This window comes from Sphingobacterium hotanense (assembly GCF_008274825.1).
Classification (GTDB): domain Bacteria; phylum Bacteroidota; class Bacteroidia; order Sphingobacteriales; family Sphingobacteriaceae; genus Sphingobacterium; species Sphingobacterium hotanense.
On sequence record NZ_CP030848.1, the window covers coordinates 1,307,330 to 1,329,047 of the forward strand.

Annotated in this window: 23 protein-coding genes; 8 read left to right on the forward strand and 15 right to left on the reverse strand. The window is 40.9% G+C overall.

Features of this window, described 5'->3' with window-relative positions; genetic code table 11:
* Position 1: 1 nt before the first annotated feature.
* From DSM08_RS05455 to DSM08_RS05475, 5 genes are all read right to left on the reverse strand, one after another.
* On the reverse strand, positions 2-580 hold the full coding sequence (locus DSM08_RS05455; RefSeq protein WP_187773981.1) for a TetR/AcrR family transcriptional regulator: 579 nt from the start codon (positions 578-580) through the stop codon (positions 2-4).
* A 436-nt stretch (positions 581-1,016) separates the two neighbouring features.
* On the reverse strand, positions 1,017-1,442 hold the full coding sequence (locus tag DSM08_RS05460; protein ID WP_149525213.1) for a c-type cytochrome: 426 nt from the start codon (positions 1,440-1,442) through the stop codon (positions 1,017-1,019).
* A complete protein-coding gene (locus DSM08_RS05465; protein WP_149525214.1) occupies positions 1,442-2,083 on the reverse strand; it encodes an SCO family protein in 642 nt (213 codons plus the stop codon). The genes DSM08_RS05460 and DSM08_RS05465 overlap by 1 nt, the downstream gene beginning before the upstream one ends.
* 6 nt (positions 2,084-2,089) lie before the next feature.
* Positions 2,090-2,518 carry a transposase gene (locus DSM08_RS05470; RefSeq protein ID WP_149525215.1) on the reverse strand — a complete coding sequence of 143 codons (429 nt, stop codon included), beginning with the start codon at positions 2,516-2,518 and terminating at the stop codon, positions 2,090-2,092.
* Between the two features lie 10 nt (positions 2,519-2,528).
* Entirely contained in the window at positions 2,529-3,050 is a 522-nt protein-coding gene (locus tag DSM08_RS05475) for a DUF4442 domain-containing protein (protein ID WP_149525216.1), read from the reverse strand.
* Between the two features lie 90 nt (positions 3,051-3,140).
* Here DSM08_RS05475 and DSM08_RS05480 point away from each other — a divergent pair, with 90 nt between their 5' ends.
* Positions 3,141-4,367 (forward strand): MFS transporter, encoded by a 1,227-nt coding sequence (locus tag DSM08_RS05480; RefSeq protein ID WP_149525217.1) that lies wholly within the window; start codon positions 3,141-3,143, stop codon positions 4,365-4,367.
* Positions 4,368-4,567: 200 nt separating this feature from the next.
* Here DSM08_RS05480 and DSM08_RS05485 read toward each other — a convergent pair whose 3' ends face one another.
* The 3 genes from DSM08_RS05485 to DSM08_RS05495 all read right to left on the reverse strand — a co-directional run bounded on the left by DSM08_RS05485 (position 4,568) and on the right by DSM08_RS05495 (position 6,897).
* Positions 4,568-5,197, reverse strand: coding sequence for a uridine kinase family protein (locus DSM08_RS05485; protein WP_149525218.1), 630 nt, complete (start codon positions 5,195-5,197; stop codon positions 4,568-4,570).
* A gap of 8 nt (positions 5,198-5,205) precedes the next feature.
* Positions 5,206-6,033, reverse strand: a complete 828-nt coding sequence (locus DSM08_RS05490; protein WP_187773983.1) for a DPBB and LysM peptidoglycan-binding domain-containing protein — start codon at positions 6,031-6,033, stop codon at positions 5,206-5,208.
* 81 nt (positions 6,034-6,114) lie between these two features.
* A complete protein-coding gene (locus tag DSM08_RS05495) occupies positions 6,115-6,897 on the reverse strand; it encodes a hypothetical protein (protein WP_149525220.1) in 783 nt (260 codons plus the stop codon).
* A 5-nt stretch (positions 6,898-6,902) separates the two neighbouring features.
* Here DSM08_RS05495 and DSM08_RS05500 point away from each other — a divergent pair, with 5 nt between their 5' ends.
* Complete coding sequence (locus tag DSM08_RS05500) at positions 6,903-8,255, forward strand: NfeD family protein (RefSeq protein ID WP_149525221.1); 1,353 nt, start codon at positions 6,903-6,905, stop codon at positions 8,253-8,255.
* 45 nt (positions 8,256-8,300) lie between these two features.
* Here the strand turns inward: DSM08_RS05500 and DSM08_RS05505 are convergent, their stop codons facing one another.
* From DSM08_RS05505 to DSM08_RS05515, 3 genes are all read right to left on the reverse strand, one after another.
* A complete protein-coding gene (locus tag DSM08_RS05505; protein ID WP_149525222.1) occupies positions 8,301-8,495 on the reverse strand; it encodes a hypothetical protein in 195 nt (64 codons plus the stop codon).
* 424 nt (positions 8,496-8,919) lie between these two features.
* A complete protein-coding gene (locus DSM08_RS05510; RefSeq protein WP_149525223.1) occupies positions 8,920-10,482 on the reverse strand; it encodes an OmpP1/FadL family transporter in 1,563 nt (520 codons plus the stop codon).
* Between the two features lie 78 nt (positions 10,483-10,560).
* Complete coding sequence (locus DSM08_RS05515; protein ID WP_149525224.1) at positions 10,561-11,712, reverse strand: hypothetical protein; 1,152 nt, start codon at positions 11,710-11,712, stop codon at positions 10,561-10,563.
* A gap of 174 nt (positions 11,713-11,886) precedes the next feature.
* Here DSM08_RS05515 and proS point away from each other — a divergent pair, with 174 nt between their 5' ends.
* From proS to DSM08_RS05540, 5 genes are all read left to right on the forward strand, one after another.
* Positions 11,887-13,359, forward strand: coding sequence for a proline--tRNA ligase (gene proS, locus DSM08_RS05520; protein WP_149525225.1), 1,473 nt, complete (start codon positions 11,887-11,889; stop codon positions 13,357-13,359).
* Between the two features lie 3 nt (positions 13,360-13,362).
* Positions 13,363-14,151 carry a Rossmann-fold NAD(P)-binding domain-containing protein gene (locus DSM08_RS05525; RefSeq protein WP_149525226.1) on the forward strand — a complete coding sequence of 263 codons (789 nt, stop codon included), beginning with the start codon at positions 13,363-13,365 and terminating at the stop codon, positions 14,149-14,151.
* A gap of 29 nt (positions 14,152-14,180) precedes the next feature.
* A complete protein-coding gene (locus DSM08_RS05530) occupies positions 14,181-15,329 on the forward strand; it encodes a cystathionine gamma-synthase (protein WP_149525227.1) in 1,149 nt (382 codons plus the stop codon).
* Between the two features lie 75 nt (positions 15,330-15,404).
* Positions 15,405-15,659 (forward strand): hypothetical protein, encoded by a 255-nt coding sequence (locus DSM08_RS05535; RefSeq protein WP_149525228.1) that lies wholly within the window; start codon positions 15,405-15,407, stop codon positions 15,657-15,659.
* Positions 15,660-15,832: 173 nt separating this feature from the next.
* Entirely contained in the window at positions 15,833-16,450 is a 618-nt protein-coding gene (locus DSM08_RS05540) for a hypothetical protein (RefSeq protein WP_149525229.1), read from the forward strand.
* Between the two features lie 127 nt (positions 16,451-16,577).
* Here the strand turns inward: DSM08_RS05540 and DSM08_RS05545 are convergent, their stop codons facing one another.
* From DSM08_RS05545 to DSM08_RS05555, 3 genes are read right to left on the reverse strand one after another with little or no spacing between them, the layout of a single operon-like run.
* Positions 16,578-16,994 (reverse strand): hypothetical protein, encoded by a 417-nt coding sequence (locus DSM08_RS05545; protein WP_149525230.1) that lies wholly within the window; start codon positions 16,992-16,994, stop codon positions 16,578-16,580.
* A 41-nt stretch (positions 16,995-17,035) separates the two neighbouring features.
* Entirely contained in the window at positions 17,036-18,700 is a 1,665-nt protein-coding gene (locus DSM08_RS05550) for a M28 family metallopeptidase (RefSeq protein ID WP_149525231.1), read from the reverse strand.
* Positions 18,701-18,742: 42 nt separating this feature from the next.
* Entirely contained in the window at positions 18,743-19,381 is a 639-nt protein-coding gene (locus tag DSM08_RS05555) for a SprT-like domain-containing protein (protein ID WP_246172479.1), read from the reverse strand.
* Between the two features lie 92 nt (positions 19,382-19,473).
* Here DSM08_RS05555 and recN point away from each other — a divergent pair, with 92 nt between their 5' ends.
* Entirely contained in the window at positions 19,474-21,126 is a 1,653-nt protein-coding gene (recN, locus tag DSM08_RS05560) for a DNA repair protein RecN (protein ID WP_149525232.1), read from the forward strand.
* Between the two features lie 43 nt (positions 21,127-21,169).
* On the opposite strand, the gene DSM08_RS05565 is transcribed toward recN, so the two are convergent.
* A complete protein-coding gene (locus DSM08_RS05565; protein ID WP_149525233.1) occupies positions 21,170-21,583 on the reverse strand; it encodes a hypothetical protein in 414 nt (137 codons plus the stop codon).
* Between the last annotated feature and the right edge of the window lie 135 nt (positions 21,584-21,718).

A 21,718-nucleotide genomic window follows, 5' to 3' on the forward strand; every position in this document is an offset into this window, starting at 1 on the left:
CTTATATTTTAACGCCGTTCCAAATAATTTCTACTAATTGATTCATCTCCTCCTCCATAATCTCTTCTTTGGTGATTAAACAGTTGCGAAAGAGGGAGATAGCTCCTCCAAGGTAGATCGAGAGTATTAATCGAACATTCAGATCTTTTAAATGTTTTTCTTGAACTCCTTCTTCGATAAAATGGATTAGTTTATTTCGTTCTACTTTCTGTCCCAATACATTGTTTCGGACTTCTTCGTAGAAAGGGGAGCCATAAAACTGATCTAGAAATCCGAAGATTTCAATGTTCTGCTGGTAAAAGCCGATCCATCGTTTCCAGATTGTCTTAAATCTTTCCTCATAGGATTGCTCCGGATTGACACCTCTGAAGACATCTCCGTTCAGCTTTTCCTTGCAGTACCAGTACAGCTCGATAATTAAATCTTCCTTCGAAGGAAAGTAATGATATATAGAGCCTACAGCCACGTTGGCTTCCTTCGCAATCTTGCTCATAGGGGTCCCATGGAATCCATAAAGATGGATTAAGCTAAGCGTGCTAAGGAAAATTTGCTCTTTCTTTTCTGTCAATTGAATGTTCATTCGGTTGCAAATGTAGGCATTTTTGGAAGGCGTATTTGTCAAATAATCGTTATAAAGTGCTAAAGCGATTGAGCAGTGATGAGAGTCCATGTTAACAAATTGTTAAATTTCACAAAAAGACTTGACATGTGTATGTTTTACACTTACCTTTGTAGTATCATAATTTAGGTTTATAATTGGTTATTAAAGGTTTTCATTCTCCCCGTTTGAAAACCTTTATTTTTTTATAGAAACCACGTTTTCAAGGCCTTAAAGCAATATTATTCCGTAATTCTTGTTTATCACAATTACAACTCCGGATAGGGGATAGTGGTCTCTGAAATGTTCTAGATATTTTATGCAATCAATTAAATTATTCTTCTGACATTCTTTTTGCAAACAAAAAGACCCTTGAATTTCTTCAAAGGTCTAAAATCTTATATCTATTTTTCAGAATCTACTCACACTTTGCTAAGTACTTTTCTATTTCTTCTCTTGTAAAATGTGTTTTACTATTTCCAAAATAAGTAGTTACGTAGGTCAAGACGTAAGCGATGTCTGTTGCGTTCATTTGAGGCACCCCGGGCATCTCTTGATTATACTTTACGCCATTAACGGTGATTTCCCCACTCATGCCGTTTTTAACAATGCAAGCCAGCTTATCGCGATTCACATTTAGAAATACAGTGTCTGTCAGGGGGGGATAAAGTTTTCCTAATCCCTCTCCGTTGGCTCCATGGCAATTTTGACAATGCGTGGTATAGACTTTTTGCCCATTAGTAGCATACTGCATTGTTTCCACGCTTAATCCCGACTGGCAGGAAAAGAGCAGATAGAGTCCGAATACAATACTTAAGATAAAATAGGTAGATCTTCGGAGCATTACTTATACTCTTTTAATATAACATCTAAGTCTTCTAACAGCTTATTAACCTGCGTTTGGTCTGTTCCGTCATAAGCACCACGAATTCTTTTATCAGGGTCAATGATCACCAGGTAACCTTGATGGTCATAACCTCCGGGAGCATTCGCATCTTCTTTAGCATACACTAAATAACGATCGGCCATACCATAGATATCCGCCTTAGAACCATTCACAAACTGCCATTGGTCGTTATCCACCCCAAGTTTATTAGCGTAGTCTTTTAGAATATAAGGTTGATCGTATTTGAAATCGATACTATGTGATAAAAACGCGATTTTCTCATTGCCTTTGTATTTTTCGTAAGCCTTTAAGAGATTACGCTGCATCGTCGGGCAGATGCTTGGACAATGCGTAAAAAAGAAGTTGGCAACATAGATCTTCCCTTTAAAGAAGTCTTGAGTCAATTGGACGCTATCTTGATTTAAAAAGCTAAAGTCAGGAATAGTTTGATAAACCGTATCAACTACCTTTTTACCATCTATTTCTTTCTCCACAGGCGTTCTTTCTCCATAGATTGGCAGTTTTCTGTCTGATGATGAACAAGCGAATATACCGCTAAGAAGTACTGCTAGGATGGCTGAACTGAATAGTCTATTCATTCGGTCTTATTGATTAAATGGGGTTAAAGTTTTGTTGATTTGACTAGTTACACTTTCAAATTGTTTCTGCATAGCTGTAATCTTGTCTAACTCTTTTTGTTGATAAGCATCATCGGTGCTAGCAGCATCATAATCCTTCATCCAAGTCATCATATTATCGGTCGCTGCTTCAATGCTATCCTGCAAATTTGTTAATTCAACGCGTGTTGCCGCAGTATCTAAATCTGCTTTCGTTGCTTTAATTTCGGCTAGATTTGCTAAGATGGAATCAATCTTAACTGTCGTTTTATCAAACGTAGAAATTTGAGGCATGATTTCATCATGTATTCTGATGGCTTCAGCGCCTAGCTTTTGGTTTTTGGTTTCATCAGTCTTATTCTGGCAAGATACCATTGCCATGCTGATTCCTAATGTAATAAAAGCTAAATTTTTCATGTGATATAATTTATTGTTGTATAGGATTAGCTTCCTGAGAAGCTTTTTGTTTGTAGTAGGAGTCGAAATCAAAATCCAGATTTCGAATGTAGATTTCATTATGCGCGACAGCGCAGAGCGTCCCTTTTTTGTCGTAGACATGCGTGGCGAAAGTCTTTACCACTTTACCGTGTGTTTGAATGGTTTCTAATGCTTCTTTCAGCACTTCTTCATCCAAACGTATGCTGAACTGCATACTCGTTCGTCCGGGCTTTCTATACTCGATATGGGCCGTCTTAAGCCAGGCAACTGTACGCAGGATACCCTGATGTTTAAAATACTGATCGAGTAGGATGGGATAGAAGGGGTCTATGGCAGAAAAGATCGTTCCTCCGAAAATCGTGTTGTTCGAATTGATATTGAAAATACTCTTGAAAATCTTTAGATCGGCACCTAAGTAGTTGTCCAAGATGTTTTTCACCCAAATCCGCTGGAAGAAGAAAGGCGGATAAATTCTTAGCGCCCATTTCATGGTTTTCGGAGATAATCTCATGGCTCAAAAATAACGCTTATTTACAAGATTATTTCCCTTTTAATTGTAATAATATCTTTTAAAAACGCGGATCATGCTTATTTTAGTATTATGACTAATCAAGAACCTAACACAAAGAATGTGTGGATATTGGTATTCGTGGCTGCGCTCGGATACTTCGTCGATATCTACGACCTCATAATTTTTTCCATTGTTAGAATTCAATCATTCACGGATATCGGTGTTCATGTTGAGGAGATGCGGACAAAAGGTGAGTTCGTCTTGAATATGCAAATGGGAGGATTGCTTATTGGAGGTATAATTTGGGGTGTTCTTGGTGATAAATATGGGCGTATCAAAGTGCTCTTCGGTTCGATATTGATGTACTCATTGGCCAACATAGCGAACGGTTTTGTACAGGATGTTATGACCTATGGAATCATACGATTTATTGCCGGTATTGGTTTGGCTGGAGAACTCGGTGCTGGAATCACTTTAGTCAGTGAAACGATGCATCGGAAGAAGCGTGGATATGGTACGATGATTGTCGCGGGCGTAGGTGTTTTAGGCGCCATATTAGCCTATTATATTTCAGAATGGTACAGTTGGAGAACCGCCTATTTTGTCGGTGGAGGAATGGGACTACTATTGCTTCTCATGCGTGTAGGCGTATTTGAATCCGGGATGTTCAATCAAATTAGCGATAAGAGTGTAGCGAAGGGTAAGATTTCGATGCTATTTACAGATAAAGAGCGCTTCAAGCGATATATCTACTGCCTGTGTATCGGATTGCCTATATGGTTTGTTGTTGGTGTGCTGGTTACTCAGGCGCCAGAGATAGGACAGGCGCTGGGAGCGGAGAGCGTATTGAGTGCCGGAAAGGGCGTCATGTTTACCTATTTGGGGATCTCGCTTGGCGATTTTCTCGCGGGGCTAATCGCACAGATATTTAAGTCGAGAAAGAAAGTCGTATTGGTTTATCAGCTCGTAATTCTTTTATTCTCCTGCATTTATCTTACGCGCTACGGCATTACGGAAACAGAATTTCTATGGTTGGCCTTCTTCATGGGATTGGGAGTAGGTTATTGGGCAACTTTTATTACCATCGCAGCGGAACAATTTGGAACCAACATACGAGCAACGGTGACCACGACAGCGCCTAATTTTGTGCGCGGGGCACTGATTCCATCAACAATTCTTTATGGCGTTTTTGTCAACTGGGTTGGGATTCTTCCTGCAGCAATCATCATGATTGTGCTGCTCTCGGGAATAGCAATCTTTGCCTTGAGTCGATTGAAAGAAAGCTTTGACAAGGATCTAAATTATATCGAAGAATAGTTAGCTAGCGATCCGGGCACTTCTTGCAGCGCTTGCCTCGCTTGTATTTCTTACAACACTTCTTAAAAACAACCTCTCCATGATCCTGAAACGGATTATGTCCTTTGTTGTTGTCAAAAGGCGATGAATCAATTACTTGTAGACGTATCATGTTTTCAAACATGGTACAAATATAAGTAATTTAGATTGATTAAAAATAACTAGTAGATTCTTTTACGTAATTCTGATGCGATATCGTTCGTAAAACTTTGAATAACCGCCGGCTCATCCGTATTATTTTGAATAACTAAATCGCAAGTTTCGCGAAATGGTAACAAATATTCATTGTAAGAAGGCACGACATGGTTAATCCACTTATACATTACATCATCGTGGTCATATCCTCGTTCCACCAAATCTCTCCGAAGGCGTCTCCTCAAAGCAATGGATTCTTCCGCATCTAGGAAGATACGATAATCCAACAACTGATTGATCTCCTCATAGTGAAAGATAAATAAACCCTCTACCACCAAAATATGTGCTGGTTTAATCTCCAACATCTTCGGCGTTAAAGCGGGGTTGTTGAATGTGTACTCTTCTTTATATACCGTTTTTCCGTCGAATAGATCTTTAATATCCGAGTAGAATGCATTTCTATCAATGGAAGTCGGTAAATCGAAGTTATATAATCTATTTTCCTCCTGCGTTTTTGTGTTCGCGGGGATATAATAATCATCCTGAGAAATCAAAGTGATCTCATCAGGAGAAAAGTGATCTAAGAAGCTTTTTAAGAAAAAGGTTTTACCCGACCCGCTACTTCCTGCTATACCTATTACGTAAGGTTTGTCCATGCTTACTCTTAATTTTCGATTGGAGCGCCGTAGGTGATTTCTATTAAGAATCGCTTATCGAATGCACCGATATGAGATGCCGCCGATTTCGAAAGAATAACGATTGCGTCGCGGCTATCGGCCGTATCAGAGAATTTTCCTACAACTTTCGCAAAGGTAATATTTTTCGTCAAAGGATTCGTAATCTTTAGTATTGTTCCAACAGGAGCCGTGCGGTGAAGTGCTAAATTGCTCTTTCCTCTAGATTCCAGATTGTCCATCCAAATACCGATACCTTTTTCTTTTTTCTCGCGAATACCATAGCGGTTCGTCTCAAATTCAATCTCTTGCTGACGGTTTACATCCGGAATAGGTAATTCTATCGGCTCTGTCGGAGTTGGCTCTTGAACCGCAATTTTACCATCCGGTATTTTTAAGGTCTGTCCCTCGCGAACGACATCACTGGTCAAGTTATTCATTGATTTGATGCTTTCCACATTAGTAGCAAATCGCTTCGCAATAGAATATAAGGTCTCGTTAGGCCCAACTTTATATTGTGTTAATACCTGCCCAGATTGCTCGGCAATGACGGTGTTGATGACCTCTCTAGTCGTATCTTTCTTTGGTGCCGGAGTCTCTACCGGAGCTGCCGTACTTGGAATACGAACGACATCCCCTAAACGAAGGTTCTTCTGATTGTTCGCAGACATAATCGTTTTTACAGGTACCCCATATTGTCTGCTCAGCTGATAATAAGTGTCCTTGGCAGCGATGGTATGTATAATAAATGTCTTTCCGTTGATTGTTTCTGTTTTCTGACTATTGTTGGTCTGTGCCTGCGCGGTTGCTACTCCCATCAATACAAAACACGTAGAAAATATAATAAGAGACTTCTTCAAAGTCTGAAATTTGAATGCTTGTTTTTTCATTTTATGCAATTATACTAAATATGAAATAATATCCCGCTTATTGAATGACATAAAGAATAATTGTTTGTCAATCTGAAAATAGGGTTGCGGAATCAATTTATCCATATTTTCCATTATGACTTGTCGGTCCAGTTCGTGGTTTAAATCACTTAACGTTAAAATGAGATTTAAATTATCTTCATTCTTCACATGATAACACCAAATGTAATGCTGGCAACATTTACTAAGCCATAAAGGACCCTCAATTGCCTCATTGCTGAGAAATTCGGGCTTGTTGGGGTAGGTGAGAGGATATTGAATTTTATTACTTGCGAAACGGAAGTTACGATCCGTTGCGGGGGCATATTTTCCGGTCCGGATATCGATTAGGATGGTCTCACCGGATGATATCGAGCGATGCAGCGCATGCACCACATCTTCGAATACGTCCAGCAGAATAAACTCGTAACTGGAAAAGACAACCTGCTCGGTGGCAATCTCAATGATTTGTATGCCTTCCTGAATAGGGCGGTGCTCGCCAATCCGCTTTAGGATCAGAAATCCATCCTGAATCGCGTCTAATGTCCACTCCTTGGCTTCCGCAGTGCAGGGTGCTTTGACTACTTTGCCGGTAAAATCGAATACCGAAAACGAAGCAACGGTAGAATCCAAATCACGGGTTTCCACAGCGACCAGGGACTGTACGGGGTCGATCTCGATTTTCCAGATATTGGCTGGAAAGCTTCGCTCAAAAATTTTATTTATTGTATATTTAGTCATCCGATATAATATGCTGATCGGTGATAAAATCATTTTCTATGAACAAATTTACAAAATACATTTTAGGTATTATCGTCATTTGTTTGCTGACCACCATGAATAGCAATGCACAATCGGTATATTCTGTTCAAATAAAGGACGATATAGGTCCTAATGCTTGGCGAACGTTGAAAAATGCGCTCAAGGAAGCGAAAGCGAATGAATCAACTTATTTCTTATTGGAGCTAAATACCTACGGTGGAGCGCTGAACTTTGCCGATTCCATGCGTACAGCACTCTTGAATGCAGCACCAATGAAGACTATTGCTTATGTAAACAACAATGCTGCCTCCGCAGGCGCATTGATATCCTTGGCAGCCGATTATATCTATATGCAAGATGGTTCTAGTTTCGGAGCAGCGTCGGTAGTGAATCAAAGCGGTGAGCTCCTTCCGGAGAAATATCAGTCTTATATGCGTGGCTTAATGCGTGCGACCGCTGAAGCGAAAGGCCGCGATCCTAAGGTGGCCGAAGCATTTGTCGACCCAAGTATCTCTATTCCTACGTTGAAGGAAGATGGTAAGTTGCTTACTTTAACCACGCAGGAAGCTGTGAAGATAGGTCTGGCAAAGAAAGAAGTGAAGAGTCAAGCGGATATATTCTCCGACCTTCAATTCAGCAGTCCCGATGTAAAAGCTCATCAGACCACTTTGGTCGATATGATTATAGGGTTTCTCATCAATCCTTTAGTAAGTGGTATTCTGATCATAGGGATTATTGGCGGTATTTATTTTGAAATGCAATCTCCAGGAATTGGCTTTGCATTGGTGGTTGCTTTAGTCTGTGCCACATTATTTTTCGCGCCCTTATATTTGCAAGGCCTTGCAGATCATTGGGAGATTGCGATATTTGTCCTCGGTGTCATACTGATAGCCTTGGAAATATTTGTCATACCAGGCTTTGGAGTGGCCGGTATATCAGGAATAATTCTGATACTATGTGGATTAGCATTCTCAATGGTTGCTAATGATTACTTTGATTTTAAACTTGCTCAACCAGGGCTCTTAATGAACTCATTTATAATTGTAATTGGCGCGATGGTCGGAGCGATCATTCTAGCGGTAATTTTTGGAAAAAATATCCTTCAATCTTCCGGTTTCAAAAAACTGGTGCTGGAGGATGAACAGCGCGCTGATGTGGGGTACACTTCCTCAGTTCAAAAGATTAATCTGATAAACAAAGAAGGTATTGCAAAGACGGTACTCCGCCCCGGAGGAAAAATAGAAATTGATAATGTCTGGTATGACGCAGTCGCATTAGACGGATTTATCGACGCCGGCGAACAGATCTATGTCGAAAAGCATGAAAACTATAATCTATTTGTCCGTAAGCTCTCTGAGCGCAAAGCATAAAAACAAGGATGGGTTGAAAATAATATTCAACCCATTTTTTTTCTACTAAGATTCCTTCCGTTGCCGTTTCTTCAATTTAGTCACGAAATACAGAATAAAAATTCCAATAATAAATGTGATAAATAGACAGTACAATGCCTTCAAATAGAAAGCATCAGTAGGGTACTTCCTGTCATATAGATACCAAGTCGCTCCGAACAATACAATTGCCCCGATAGCATTAATAAATACTTTTTTCATAACATTGGTTAATTAGTGATAAGTAAATAACTAATGATTAAATGTAATGAATTATAGTTATAATTCATAGTATTTAGTAGTTAGTATTTTTATTAGATGTAAGACATTAGATATTAGAGGTTAGAGTTTGTCTTGAACCAGGAAAGGAAGGATGAAAGGATTGGCAGGATAAGGTGTGAAATTAATTTTCTCGTCTGAATCAGGAAAGGAAGGTTCAAAGAGTCTAATGTCTTATATCTAATGTCTTACATCTAATAGAAATACCAACTACTAGATAAAACCCTTGTAAACCCAATTCAAACCCAATACAAACCCCAATCAAAGCCGCTCGGAAAGGGCTTTGATTGGGGTTTGATACGAATAAAAAAAGCCTGTTCTTGCTTTTAGAACAGACTCTCTCTAATAAATATTTTAATTCTTGCGCTTAGAACTTTGCTCCTAACGTTAGAACGACATTCGTTCTGGAGCTTTTCACTTCTGCTGTAGGGGCAGGGCTGTTCCATAAACCCGCTAAAGAGTAAGGGGAACTATTATATGTTTCTTTTTTATATTGTATTGCTGCTAAATCAACATACAGGTTTTGATTGATGATATAGCCCAATCCAAGGCTTGTCATGTGGTCGCCGCTATCTATTCCTTTAATAGGGCTGCTGTAGTAGCTAAATCCTGCACGACCGCTTAAACGGTCGGTAAATAGTAGTTCGCCACCGACACGGAAGTTCACTGCACTTTTGTACACGTCCTTGATACTCGCGTTGATCTCATTCTCTTCTGTGAAATCCATTACCTCTGTAGAAGTCTCTCGATACGTAATGCTGCTATAGTCTGCGAATTCCAAGTCAGCGGAAACCAAACCGCGTCCGAAGAACTTAGTTAATCCTACTGAGGCTCTCAATGGAGAGATTACCCCGTAATCGTAGGAAGCTGTCGATGGAGTTGAGTTGTAAGTAGGCAGGAAAGTCGTGGTTGCATTTTCATCCTTATAATAATCTGCAACCGTCTCTAGCACTCTTTCTTCGTTGACTGTGGTCCAGGTAGGAGAGACGATATGCACGCCAATATTCCAGTCCCAAGTTGGTTTGAAGATCATCCCTAAGGCCACATTGACACCGGTTCCGCGAAGTTTATTATCTTCATAATCTGTCACCTCATAGTTGATCTCGGTATACTGATGTTTGGGGTTTGAAGGATCTAAGAAGCCGGAGTTTGCACTAGCATTCGGTCTGATTTGATCTGCATTTTTTGTCCATCCACTCTCGAATACACTGTAATTACGATCGTATTTGAACGACACTAATCCTAAGCTACCGCCCAGATAGAATTTATTGTTGTAATTTCCACCGAAAGACAAAGTGGTTTTAGCCTTGTAACCTTTGGTAAGTACGTCGACTTGTTGGGACTTTGGATCGGTTTCTAAAGCGATCGGGAAATAACCCTCTGAAGGATCACTAAAGCGTTCCACTAGATTCGATCTAGAAAAATCAGAAGAGAAGTCATCGAACTCATACATCTGATCAGTTAAATATTGGACGATGGTATTGGCGTCGTTAACCCCGGAATAAACGATCTGATTTGCGAAGTTATTCGAGCGGTCATAACTAATCCCCATATTGAAATTCTGCCAACCATAGCCGCCATTTGCTGTAGGCATGTGCAAGACAATACCGACATTTTCTAATCCAAACTTGCCTTGATTGTGATTGGTGGTTGTGCCGAAGTAATTAGCTTTATTATTATTGTTCAAGTAATTGACCGAAACCGAGATATCGGATTGACCGTAAAATCCAAGTCCGGCAGGATTACCACTAATAGAGCTGATATCTCCTCCTAAAGCGGTGTTTACTCCACCCATCGATTTAAAGCGGGCTGATCCTGAACTTACGTCTTTTGATACATCATAGACATAGTCTAAGGTTGTTTGGGCAAATACATTGGAAATTCCTGCACTTAGAGCTAGCAGGCTAAGCGTTAGTAAGGTTTTCTTCATACGATTTCAGAATCTTTCTAAAAGATATAGCCAATATAAAAGGTTCTATATTGGCTATAAAAAATATAATTATATTAATTAACGTCTTGATCCACCGGATGCTCTTGATGATCCACCGCTTGAGCGACTTCCGCCACCACCGCTAGTTCCCATGCTGCTACCACCTGATGATCCTCTGCTGAATCCACCGCTGTTAGATGATGGACGGCTAGATGATGATCCTCTGTCGAAGCTTCCGCTTGAACGAGATGGTGTCTGGCGAACAGAACCTTGGTTTCTGCTGCTCGGAGTTCTGCTGCTAGGTGTTCTATTGATCGTACCTTGAGAACGTGTCGCCGGGTTTCTCTCTACAGTTCCTTGCGATCTTGTACTCGGGTTTCTATAGATAGTACCTCTGTTACGATCTGATGAAGTTCTGTCGATCGTTCCTTGCGATCTTGATGTATTCGTTCTGCCCGATGATGTTCTATCGACAGTAGATCCACGATCCACGCGTCCTGAGTTACGGTCGCTGCCCGCTCTATTTACGGTGTTGCGCGTACTTGCTGCACGGCCGGTTACATAACGACCGCTTGCATCTCTAGTCACATATGAACGTCCTGAGTTGGCGCGCTGACGTGCTGCAACATCATTACGGTTCGATGCTACGCGACGGTTGCTATCGTAATAGTGGTTGTAATATCCACCTCCGTAGCCATAGCCATAGTATGGGTTGCCCCAGTGGCTGTAGTAGCTGTTATAACCCCAGTAACCACCGTAGTATGGCCATCCGCCATATCCGTAGCCGTAGTATGGACTACCCCAGCCCATGCTCCAGTAAGGACTTCCCCAGCCGAAGCCTATATTCCATCCCCATCCGGAGTTCCAGCCGAAGCCGAATCCGCTGTACCCGTACCATGGATCAAACCATGGGTCGTAGTACATCATTCCTGGCGAGTTATAGTAGAATCTGTTAATGCGGTTTGCATATTCCAAATCATTCAATGGCTCGTAGCCACCTTCTGCATAAGCTTCATCAGTATAGTCATCTGCATAGTATTCTGCATCTGTTGTAGTACCTTCTGCTGTCCCATCAGTATAATAATAGTCTGGGCTTTGGTATACTTGTCCCGCATCACGATTATTGTAGACATCGTCCCGGTATACGGTGCGGCTACTTGTAGAACAAGAGCTTATCAACGCTAGTAATCCTAGTGCTGCTCCTCCTAAAAATATCTTCTTGTTTTTCATGATGCTAAAACAGTTAAAATTCGATTTTACGTCTTTAATTATTATCTTAGACCCGGCATAACGCCTGGGGTTTAATCTGCCAATCAAATTTACAAATAATTTTTCGTAAAGGTATATCAACCCTTCTCTAGGGCTTGCAAACGCCCTTTTGTTTAGATAAAATAGTATTATAGAATGAGTAAAGGAATTACGAGCCGTAGCGAAGACTATTCGCAGTGGTACAATGATCTAGTCATTAAGGCAGATCTAGCAGAATACTCTGCTGTAAGGGGATGTATGGTTATAAAACCATACGGTTATGGAATTTGGGAAAGAATGCAAGCCATTCTTGACAAAAGATTTAAAGAAACCGGTCACTCGAATGCTTATTTCCCCCTTTTTATTCCTAAATCATTCTTCTCGAAAGAGGCTTCTCACGTGGAAGGTTTTGCCACTGAATGTGCTGTAGTAACGCACTACCGTTTAAAGAACGATGGCAATGGCAATATCGTTGTGGATGAAGAGGCGAAGTTGGAGGAAGAGCTAATCGTTCGTCCTACATCTGAAACCATCATCTGGAATACCTATCGTGGATGGATCGAATCATACCGTGACCTTCCTATATTAGTTAACCAATGGGCTAACGTTGTTCGCTGGGAAATGCGTACGCGTCTTTTCTTGAGAACTGCGGAGTTTCTTTGGCAAGAAGGCCACACGGCGCACGCAACCTCTGAAGAAGCAATCGCAGAAGCGGAACAAATGCTAGAAGTATATGCAGAATTTGCGGAGAAAATCCTCGCTGTACCGGTAGTACGAGGTCGTAAGACCGAAAACGAGCGCTTCGCAGGAGCGTTGGATACTTATTGTATCGAGGCTTTGATGCAAGATGGTAAAGCATTGCAAGCTGGTACATCGCACTTCTTAGGTCAGAACTTCGCGAAAGCATTTGATGTGAAGTTTACATCGAAAGAAGGAAAGTTGGAGCACGTATGGGCAACATCATGGGGTGTATCTACTCGTTTGATGGGAGCATTGATTATGGCGCATTCCGATGACCAAGGTTTAGTATTGCCTCCAAGATTGGCGCCAATACAAGTGGTAATCGTTCCTATCTATAAAACAGACGAGGAAAAAGCTAATTTGGATGCTTACGTCGATGGCTTGAGCACAGAGTTGAAGAACTTAGGTATATCGATCAAATATGACGACCGCGATACACAACGTCCGGGCTTTAAATTTGCAGAATGGGAACTGAAAGGTGTTCCATTGCGTGTTGCGATTGGCGCACGTGATATGCAAAACGGTACGGTGGAATTGGCGAGACGCGATACGCAGACAAAAGAAACAGTAGAACAAGCGGGGCTTGCAAATAGAATTCATAGTCTATTAGACGAGATTCAAGACAATATTTATCAGAAAGCGTTAAACTTCAGAGATTCACACATCACCGAAGTTAATTCCTATGATGAATTCAAGACTTTATTAGAAGAAAAAGGTGGATTCTTGAGCTGTCACTGGGACGGCACAGTGGAGACCGAAAAACGCGTAAAAGAAGAAACGAAAGCAACAATCCGTTGTATTCCTTTGGATGCGAAGGAAGAAGAAGGGGTTTGTATTTTTACAGGCAAGCCTTCAAAACAACGCGTGTTGTTTGCAAAAGCATACTAAAATATGAAGCACCTATTGATATTAGGTTGTGGCTGGGTAGGCGAGGAGCTTGCCAAGCTATACCAAAGCAAGGGGTGGCAAGTTTGGGCAACAACGACCCAGGAAGAAAAATGCCATCGCCTCAAAAGCGATGGTATTTTTGCTTATGTCCACAACTTCGACCAAGAGAAGGAACTGGATCTTCCGTTGGAAGTACGATTCGATGCGGTGGTCACTTCAGTCCCCGCAACAGCGAAGAATAGTCTGGAAGATTTGGGATTTCGTTTCTACCAGGTCTTTCGAGCTCTTAGCGCAATAGCCTACGACAAACACTATTTCTTAAGCTCGGTAGGCGTCTATCCGGATATCGACGGAACTTTTGATGAAAGGTATAATGAAGAAGACAAGTTGACTCCGAAACTAAGGTTCGCCGAAAAACGCATCCAAAGCCTGCCGGAAACAACTGTGTTTAGACTTGGAGGTCTATTCGGAAAGCAGCGGATTTTTGCTAAGTACTTTCAGGATAAAATCGTTACAACAGGTGACCAACCTGCCAACTTCATTCATTTGGACGATGTTTTAGGTCTAATCGATGGGGCAATAGAGCAAAAAATCCAAAACGGCATCTATAATCTGGTCTGTCCGGAACACCCTTTGAAAAAGGACGTGATCATGAAATCTGCTGAGAAATATATCTTATCGTATCCCGCAGGGTTTGAACCCAAGGATAGTTTTCAGAAGGTTGTCCTAGGAGAAAAGCTTCCGCTAATGCTCAATTACACTTTTAAATACCCCTCTCCGCTAGATTTTTGATAACTTAGCGAGTACAAAACAAATTTATTATGGCTTACAAATTCGCAACAAAGGCAATCCATGCCGGACAACAAGCTGATCCGACGACGGGTGCCGTAATGACCCCTATATACCAAACATCAACCTATCAACAAAAAGCTCCCGGCGATCATAAAGGCTTTGAATACTCACGTGGAACTAACCCTACGCGTAAAGCTTTAGAGGACTGCATGGCAGCTTTGGAGAATGGAAATTTCGGTTTAGCTTTTTCCAGTGGAATGGCAGCGACAGACTGTGTTCTTCGATTGTTGAAACCTGGTGATGAGGTAGTAACGGGTGATGATCTTTATGGTGGTTCATACCGAATCTTTACCAAGGTTTATGAACCGATGGGGATTAAATTTACGTTTGTGGATACTTCGGATGTGGAGGCCGTGCGCGGAGCAATTACCGATAAAACGAAATTGATCTGGGTAGAAACGCCGACTAATCCAACGCTAAAGCTAGCGGATATCGCAGCGATTGCAGAGGTAGCAAAAGAAAATAAGGTGCTTTACGTTGTCGATAATACGTTCGCCTCTCCATACTTGCAAAATCCATTAGACTTAGGTGCAGATATCGTTATGCATTCCGTAACGAAATATTTAGGCGGGCACTCTGACGTCGTGATGGGGGCATTGTTGATGAACGACGAAGATTTATATAAACGTTTATGGTTTTATTATAATGCATGTGGCGGAACGCCAGGGCCACAAGATGCGTTCCTAGTGTTGCGAGGAATTAAAACGCTTCATTTGCGTATGAAAGCGCATTGTGAAAATGGGCGTAAAGTAGCCGAGTATCTGAAGGATCATCCGAAAGTAGAAAAGATTTACTGGCCGGGATTCACCGATCACCCGGGACATGAGATTGCGAAAAAGCAGATGCGTGATTTTGGAGGGATGGTATCTATCGTGTTGAAAGGTGCTGACTTGAATGAAACCTTCCGTATTGCCTCTCAATTTAAGGTGTTCACCTTGGCGGAGTCGCTAGGTGGAGTGGAGTCATTGATTAATCATCCAGCAACGATGACTCATGGCTCAATTCCGAAAGAAGCGCGCGAGAAAGTAGGCGTTGTTGACAACTTATTACGCTTATCTGTTGGGGTAGAGGACGCCGAAGATTTGATCGCTGATCTAGAACAAGCACTGTCACGTTAATTTATTGTAATTATTATTTTATTTAGCACATAGAACTTTGTACATTTGTGCAGCTTTAATAAGGATTTAACAATTATGGAAAATACAACTGTAGAAAGACCAGCAAAACATACGGATAATAATGCAAACCGTACAGAATATTATGTTTCTTTAACTATTGCCATCGTTATTGGTTTAATTGGCGTATTTATTCGTTTTGTACCTGATGTGATCACTTCTTTAGATCAATTAGCATCAGTATTCTCTTGGATTGCTAACATTTTAGTACTTGTTGCTTCTTTCTTAGCTTTTAAAGTAGTATTTGGTATCTTAGGATTCAGTAAAAAATAGTTCTTCAGAACTTTAAAATATTAAAAGCGTCTAGATGATTAATCTAGACGCTTTTTTTATGTTCATTCAAAATGTAAAGCCGATGGATATGCCGCTTCCTTAATTTATTTTTCATCCATTCGCTATGGAATAATAGGTCTTCTGCATCATAGAAGTATATAACACTTTGAATTATGAAGAATCTACTATTAATCGCGAGTGTTCTTCTTTCGTTTATAAGCTGCAAAGAAGAAACGGGAATTAGGCACAAAGCAACCGCTGTTTGGATGGGCGAATTAACGCAATTTGATTTGGAGTTTGAGCACGCTAAAATTATCGATGCCATCATTGAACCAGATTCCATTGAATTTGAGTTCATCAGAGAGGGAGTTTCACATGCATACATTGTCGACTCGCTCGAGGCTTATCATTTAGCGGAAGCTATAGATGAAAACAACGGTTTAATAATCGGAAATATCCTGCCACTTAGAAAAATAATCAGATTGATGGGCGCCGAAGAACAGGATTCGATCGGTATTGTTGTGCAAAGCGCTTTAGCCTCCACGACCCGCATGCCGCCATGGTTGAAGCAAAAGTACCCCATTATGCCAAAATTATCTGGGGACAGGAATCCAAAGCAATATCAAGGACGATACGAATTTAGTTTACCCATCTTAAACAAAAATAAAGACAGAGCGGTAGTCCGCTTAGATCAGCATTGCATTGATTGTGGAATGGGGTGGTTATTTCAACTCAGTAAAATAAACAATAGATGGATTGTAAGTGAGTTTCACCTTAATTGGATGCGCTAATAAATCAATAAATATACTAACGGGATAGACAAGAGTCTAATATCTAATATCTTAAGTCTTAAATCTAAAAAAGCCGGCATTTTTGCCGGCTTTCAGTATCTAAAATCTGATATCTAATATCTAATATCTAGTTCAAAATAGTCCATGTAGACCATGGAATTCTAGATAGGATAAACACCAAACCGATGATATAGAAAATCAGAACCGTTTGGTTAGCTTTCTTTTGATCAACGATTTTCTTAGCTTTTGAATATCCCATTGTAATCAATACAATTGCGATAATCATCATCAAAGGGTGTTCTAGAAAGTAAAGTCTAGAAAGGCTGTTTTTCATGTTCTCTCCTGAGAAACTCTCTAGGCCAAGCGGAGAAGTAAAATACAATACTGCACCGATAACCAGTTGTAGGTGGGCTGAGATAAGACCGATTAAAGCGATTTTACGGTTGTAAGGTTTGTTTCCAGCGTAGTTTACAAGTGTAATTACGATCGCAATGATCAGTGCTATCAATAGCACCACAGCTAGTGTTGAGTGTAAATGTTTCATTCCTGTAAGCATAGTGTCATGATTAATGATTTGCAAATATACTATTTTGAAAGACGTTTATCGCCTAATTCTTTAAACTCAGATTTAGCCTTAAAGTTTGGAAATGATTTCTCCATACTGAGCATATAGCCGATGTCGAAGAACAACCGGGTATCGGCTAGTGGTCCTTCAAAGTTCCAGTGCTCATCCAATTCATCAGTGACTGCGTGATAACGCCCGGCTAATGCTTGCTGACGCTTGTTCAACGCAACAGTATCTGGGTCTAAATAATCGCCTCCACTGCCCATATACAAACCAGGAACACCTACTTTGACAAAGTTGAAGTGGTCTGATCGGTAGAAGCCACCCGAAGCCGGACTTCCCTCAGGCTGTAGTTCGCGATTGAACTTAGCACCAGATTTAATGGCATAATCTTCTAATTCTGTCTGCCCTGTACCTACAACCCGGAAGCCCTTCATGGCACCCACGGGATTGAAGGAGTCCATATTCAGGTTAGCAACAGTTTTTGCTAAAGGATAGATAGGATGTTCCGCATAATATTGAGAACCTAACAGACCTTGCTCTTCTGCAGTAACCGCCAAGAAAACAATGCTGCGCTCCGGTTTTACCTTCGCAGCTTTGAAAGCCTTTGCAATCTCGAAGAGAGCAGCAACTCCCGTTGCGTTATCGATCGCTCCATTGAAGATCGAGTCGCCATCGACTGCTTCTCCTATACCGAGGTGATCCCAATGTGCAGAGTAGATAATCGTCTCGTCTGGGCGTTTGCTGCCTTTGATTGTCGCGATGACGTTGTTGGATTTAGACTCCCGAAAGGTTGTTTTCAGTGCCACAGAAGTTTTGACGTTCATAGGGACAGCTTTAAATCCGGGCTTCTTCGCTTGTTCGATAATATTGGGGTCCAAACCACCCAATTGAAATAACTTGTTCGCAGTTTCAGTCGTTACCCAGCCTTGGAAGTTTACCAGATTAGCGCCTTTATTCTCTGGTACTAAAGATAGTTGCGGGCCGGTCCAGCCACTACGCACAACATTCCACCCATAGGATGCAGCTGCCGTTTCATGGATAATCAATACACCGGCTGCTCCTTGTCTGGACGCCTCCTCAAATTTGTAAGTCCAACGACCATAATAGGTCATGGTATCGGCTTTGAATAATGTTTTATCATAGCGTCCCGGGTCAGAGACCATCACGACTACTGTTTTTCCTTTGACATCAAGCCCTTCATAATCATTCCATTTATATTCTGGAGCTACAATGCCAAAGCCGGCAAAAACAAGCTCTGTGTCTTTGATGTCGATATTGTTGGACATGCGTGGTGTGCCGACAACATAATCGTCCAGATAGTTAATGGAAAGATTGGAGTTTTTTCCTGTGAAAATTAGTTTAGGCGCTATAGGTTCTGATTTGATCTCCACCATAGGTACTTCTTGAAAATAAGAATTCCCATTTCCAGGTTCTAAACCCAATGCTTTGAATTGCTCTTCCAGATAGTTTACAGTGAGGGTGTCGCCCTTCGTGAAAGGCATCCGCCCCATAAACTCGTCGGAAGCTAGTTTCTCTACATAGGCACGATATCCGGCTTCAGTGATCGCGTTGATAGCACCTGAGTCTAAGACCGTCGGATCGTAGGATGATCCGGTATCTCCAGATTTACAGGAAGCCAGTCCAAGCAAAAAAGCCGTTCCAATGAATAGTTTTGTTTTCATAATGAATGATATTGTTCTTGGTTTAACGATTGATAATAAAGTTTATGCCTGTACGGGAGTCTCGATAGGAAATACCTCCGCTATCGGATGGAACAAGTAGATACGTTTGGTAGCTACTTCCATACATTTATATCGCTTTCTTAGTTTTTCTTGTTTCTGAAATACTCTGCCCGATTTAATGGAAAAATAACCGTCGTATTCTATAGATTCAATGGTGATGATTTCCGTTTGCTTCGTGTCATGCAACCGTAGGATTCTGAATAGATTTAGGTCTGTGCAGGAGGAAGCGGCCGGGTTATTCATGTATTTTACCAAGGCATGCGTAACATCGACCGGAAAAATGTCGAGCCTTAAAAAAGGATCCATCAAAGCCTTGAAGTTTTGTTTCCATTCCGTACCATGCGGTTTTACCTTGTTCTTAAATTGTTGCCATGTTTTCAGATGAGCAAATTCATGAACGGTGGTAATCAGAAAGGAGTATGGATTTAAATCATGGTTTACCGTAATCTGATGAGGTTCGTTGCGATGGGGAGAGCGGTAATCCCCAAGTTTTGATGCTCTGGATTTAGTCACCTTAAATCTACAGCCTGTATCATTTATCCATTGGGAGATGATAGGGGCGGCAGATAGGGGAATATACTTGCTTAATTGTTTGCTGAAATCCGGCATGTCTACAAACATATTATATAATTGGCAGATTTCAGAATACAAAAACCAATATTTCGAGGAGGATTTAGAAATAACTATATTTGATATCTGAACATTGATCGGGCATGCTAAGTAAATTACAGATTAAAAACTATGCATTAATTGATGCATTAGATATAGAATTCGACAGGAAGCTGAACATTATTACGGGCGAGACCGGGGCTGGTAAATCCATCATTATGGGGGCTTTGGGGTTGATACTTGGAAATCGCGCCGAGAGCAAGCATTTCTTTGATGAGTCTTCCAAATGTATTATCGAAGGTCATTTTGAAATTGCCCAGTACGACTTAAGCGATCTGTTCAATCAATTGGATCTAGACTATGAGGATACAACGATTATCCGTCGTGAACTGCATGCCGATGGAAAGTCCAGAGCTTTTGTCAATGATACGCCTGTAACTTTACAAACCTTAAAAACATTGGGCGAACGCCTGATTGATATTCACTCACAACATGCGACTTTGCAGATTAATACCGAGTCTTTCCAACTTTTGGTATTGGATACTGTTGCGCAGCAACAAGCATTGTTAAATGAGTACAAAACGACCTATCTGTCTTATAAGAAGTCCATAGCAAGCTTGCAGGCACTTGAGGAAGAATTAGCAAAATCGAGAGCGGAGTATGATTTTAATCAATTTGTATTCAACGAGTTGGAGCAAGCAAATCTTCAAGCTGACGAACAAGAAACTTTAGAAACGGAGCAAAATCAATTGGAAAATGCGGAAGAAATAAAACGGCATTTCCATGGAGCAGCAAATTTGATGCAATCTGAAGAGGTAAATGTTTTAGACGGCTTAAAGTCAGTGCTTTCCTTTGTGCAGAATGGAACAAAATATCTCCCTTCAGCAGAAGCATTACAGGAGCGTTTGCAAAGTTCATTGATTGAATTGAAAGATATCGCAGCCGAATTGGAGCAGGTAGCAGACGGGGTAACGATGGATGAAGAGCGATTGAACATTGTCAATGACCGACTTTCTGTTCTTTATTCATTGCAGAAGAAACATCGCGTCGACAAGATTCAGGATCTGTTGCAGCTTCAAGAAGAACTGGAACAGAAGCTTCAAGCGTCAGACTCGCAGGAGGAGCAGATTGAAGTCTTGAAAGTAACTATAGAAAAATTAAGAAGTAACTTAAAAGCATTAGCTGATCAGATCACCGCGAATAGAACGCAGGTAAAACAAACCATCGAACAAGAAGTGCAAGATGTGCTTTCGAAAGTCGGCATGCCGAATGCGCAGTTACAGATAGAATTAAAGAAAAAGGAAGACTTTAAATCCACTGGACAGGATGAAGTAGCCTTTTTATTCTCGGCTAATAAGGGACAAACTTTACAGCCTATTCATAAAGTAGCATCTGGAGGAGAGCTTTCGCGTGTTATGCTTGCTATCAAATCGCTCGTTGCAAAGTCTTCATCACTACCGACTATTATCTTTGATGAGATTGATACGGGTATCTCCGGCGAAGTTGCTTTACGAGTAGGGGAGATCATGGAGCAGCTTGCTGAACATATGCAAGTGATCAGTATTACGCACCTTCCGCAAATTGCGTCACAAGGAACTGCGCATTTTAAAGTGTATAAGGAAGATCTGGGTGAAAAGACGAAGTCCAATATTGTACTATTGAAGAAAGAAGAACGTGTCTTGGAAATAGCACAAATGCTGAGTGGAGCGAATCCTGAAGCAACGGCTATCAAGCATGCCGAAGAGATGTTGAAATAAAAAAAGGAGCTTTTAGCTCCTTTTTTTATTTCTGAATTGCTGATTAATCACCAATTTCTGCATCGCTAAGAACAATCTTAATTAGCATCCCTTCAGGAGCTTTAATGTTTGCCATAGCGCCTTTATATACGGCATAGATGTGAACAACACCTTTTCCATAACGTGCCGAGTAAGAATAGTTTCCAATCTCTGCAGGGATGTTTTCGTAATATTCTGGTGCACTATCTAAAGAGATAGAAACATCCACGTGACCATCTTGGAAATATCGATCATCCAATTCTGGCATATTAATGCTTGTAGCGTATTCCGTACCGTCACGATTCCAATCCGCTGAGGCCACATCGATAACATAACTTACCCCTGGTAAATAGTTGTTAGTGATATATTCTTTTGTACATCCAGTGAAACTTACTAGTGAAGCGGTTCCAATTGCAAATGCTAATAACAGTTTTTTCATGTTTGGTAAGATTATGTTGTTAAAAATATGTTTCTTGTAGATTAAGACAATTGAAAGACTCAATAGTTTAACAGAACTAAACAAAAATATTGCCATAAAAAAAGCGGTTGCTTAGCAACCGCCTTTTCATATATT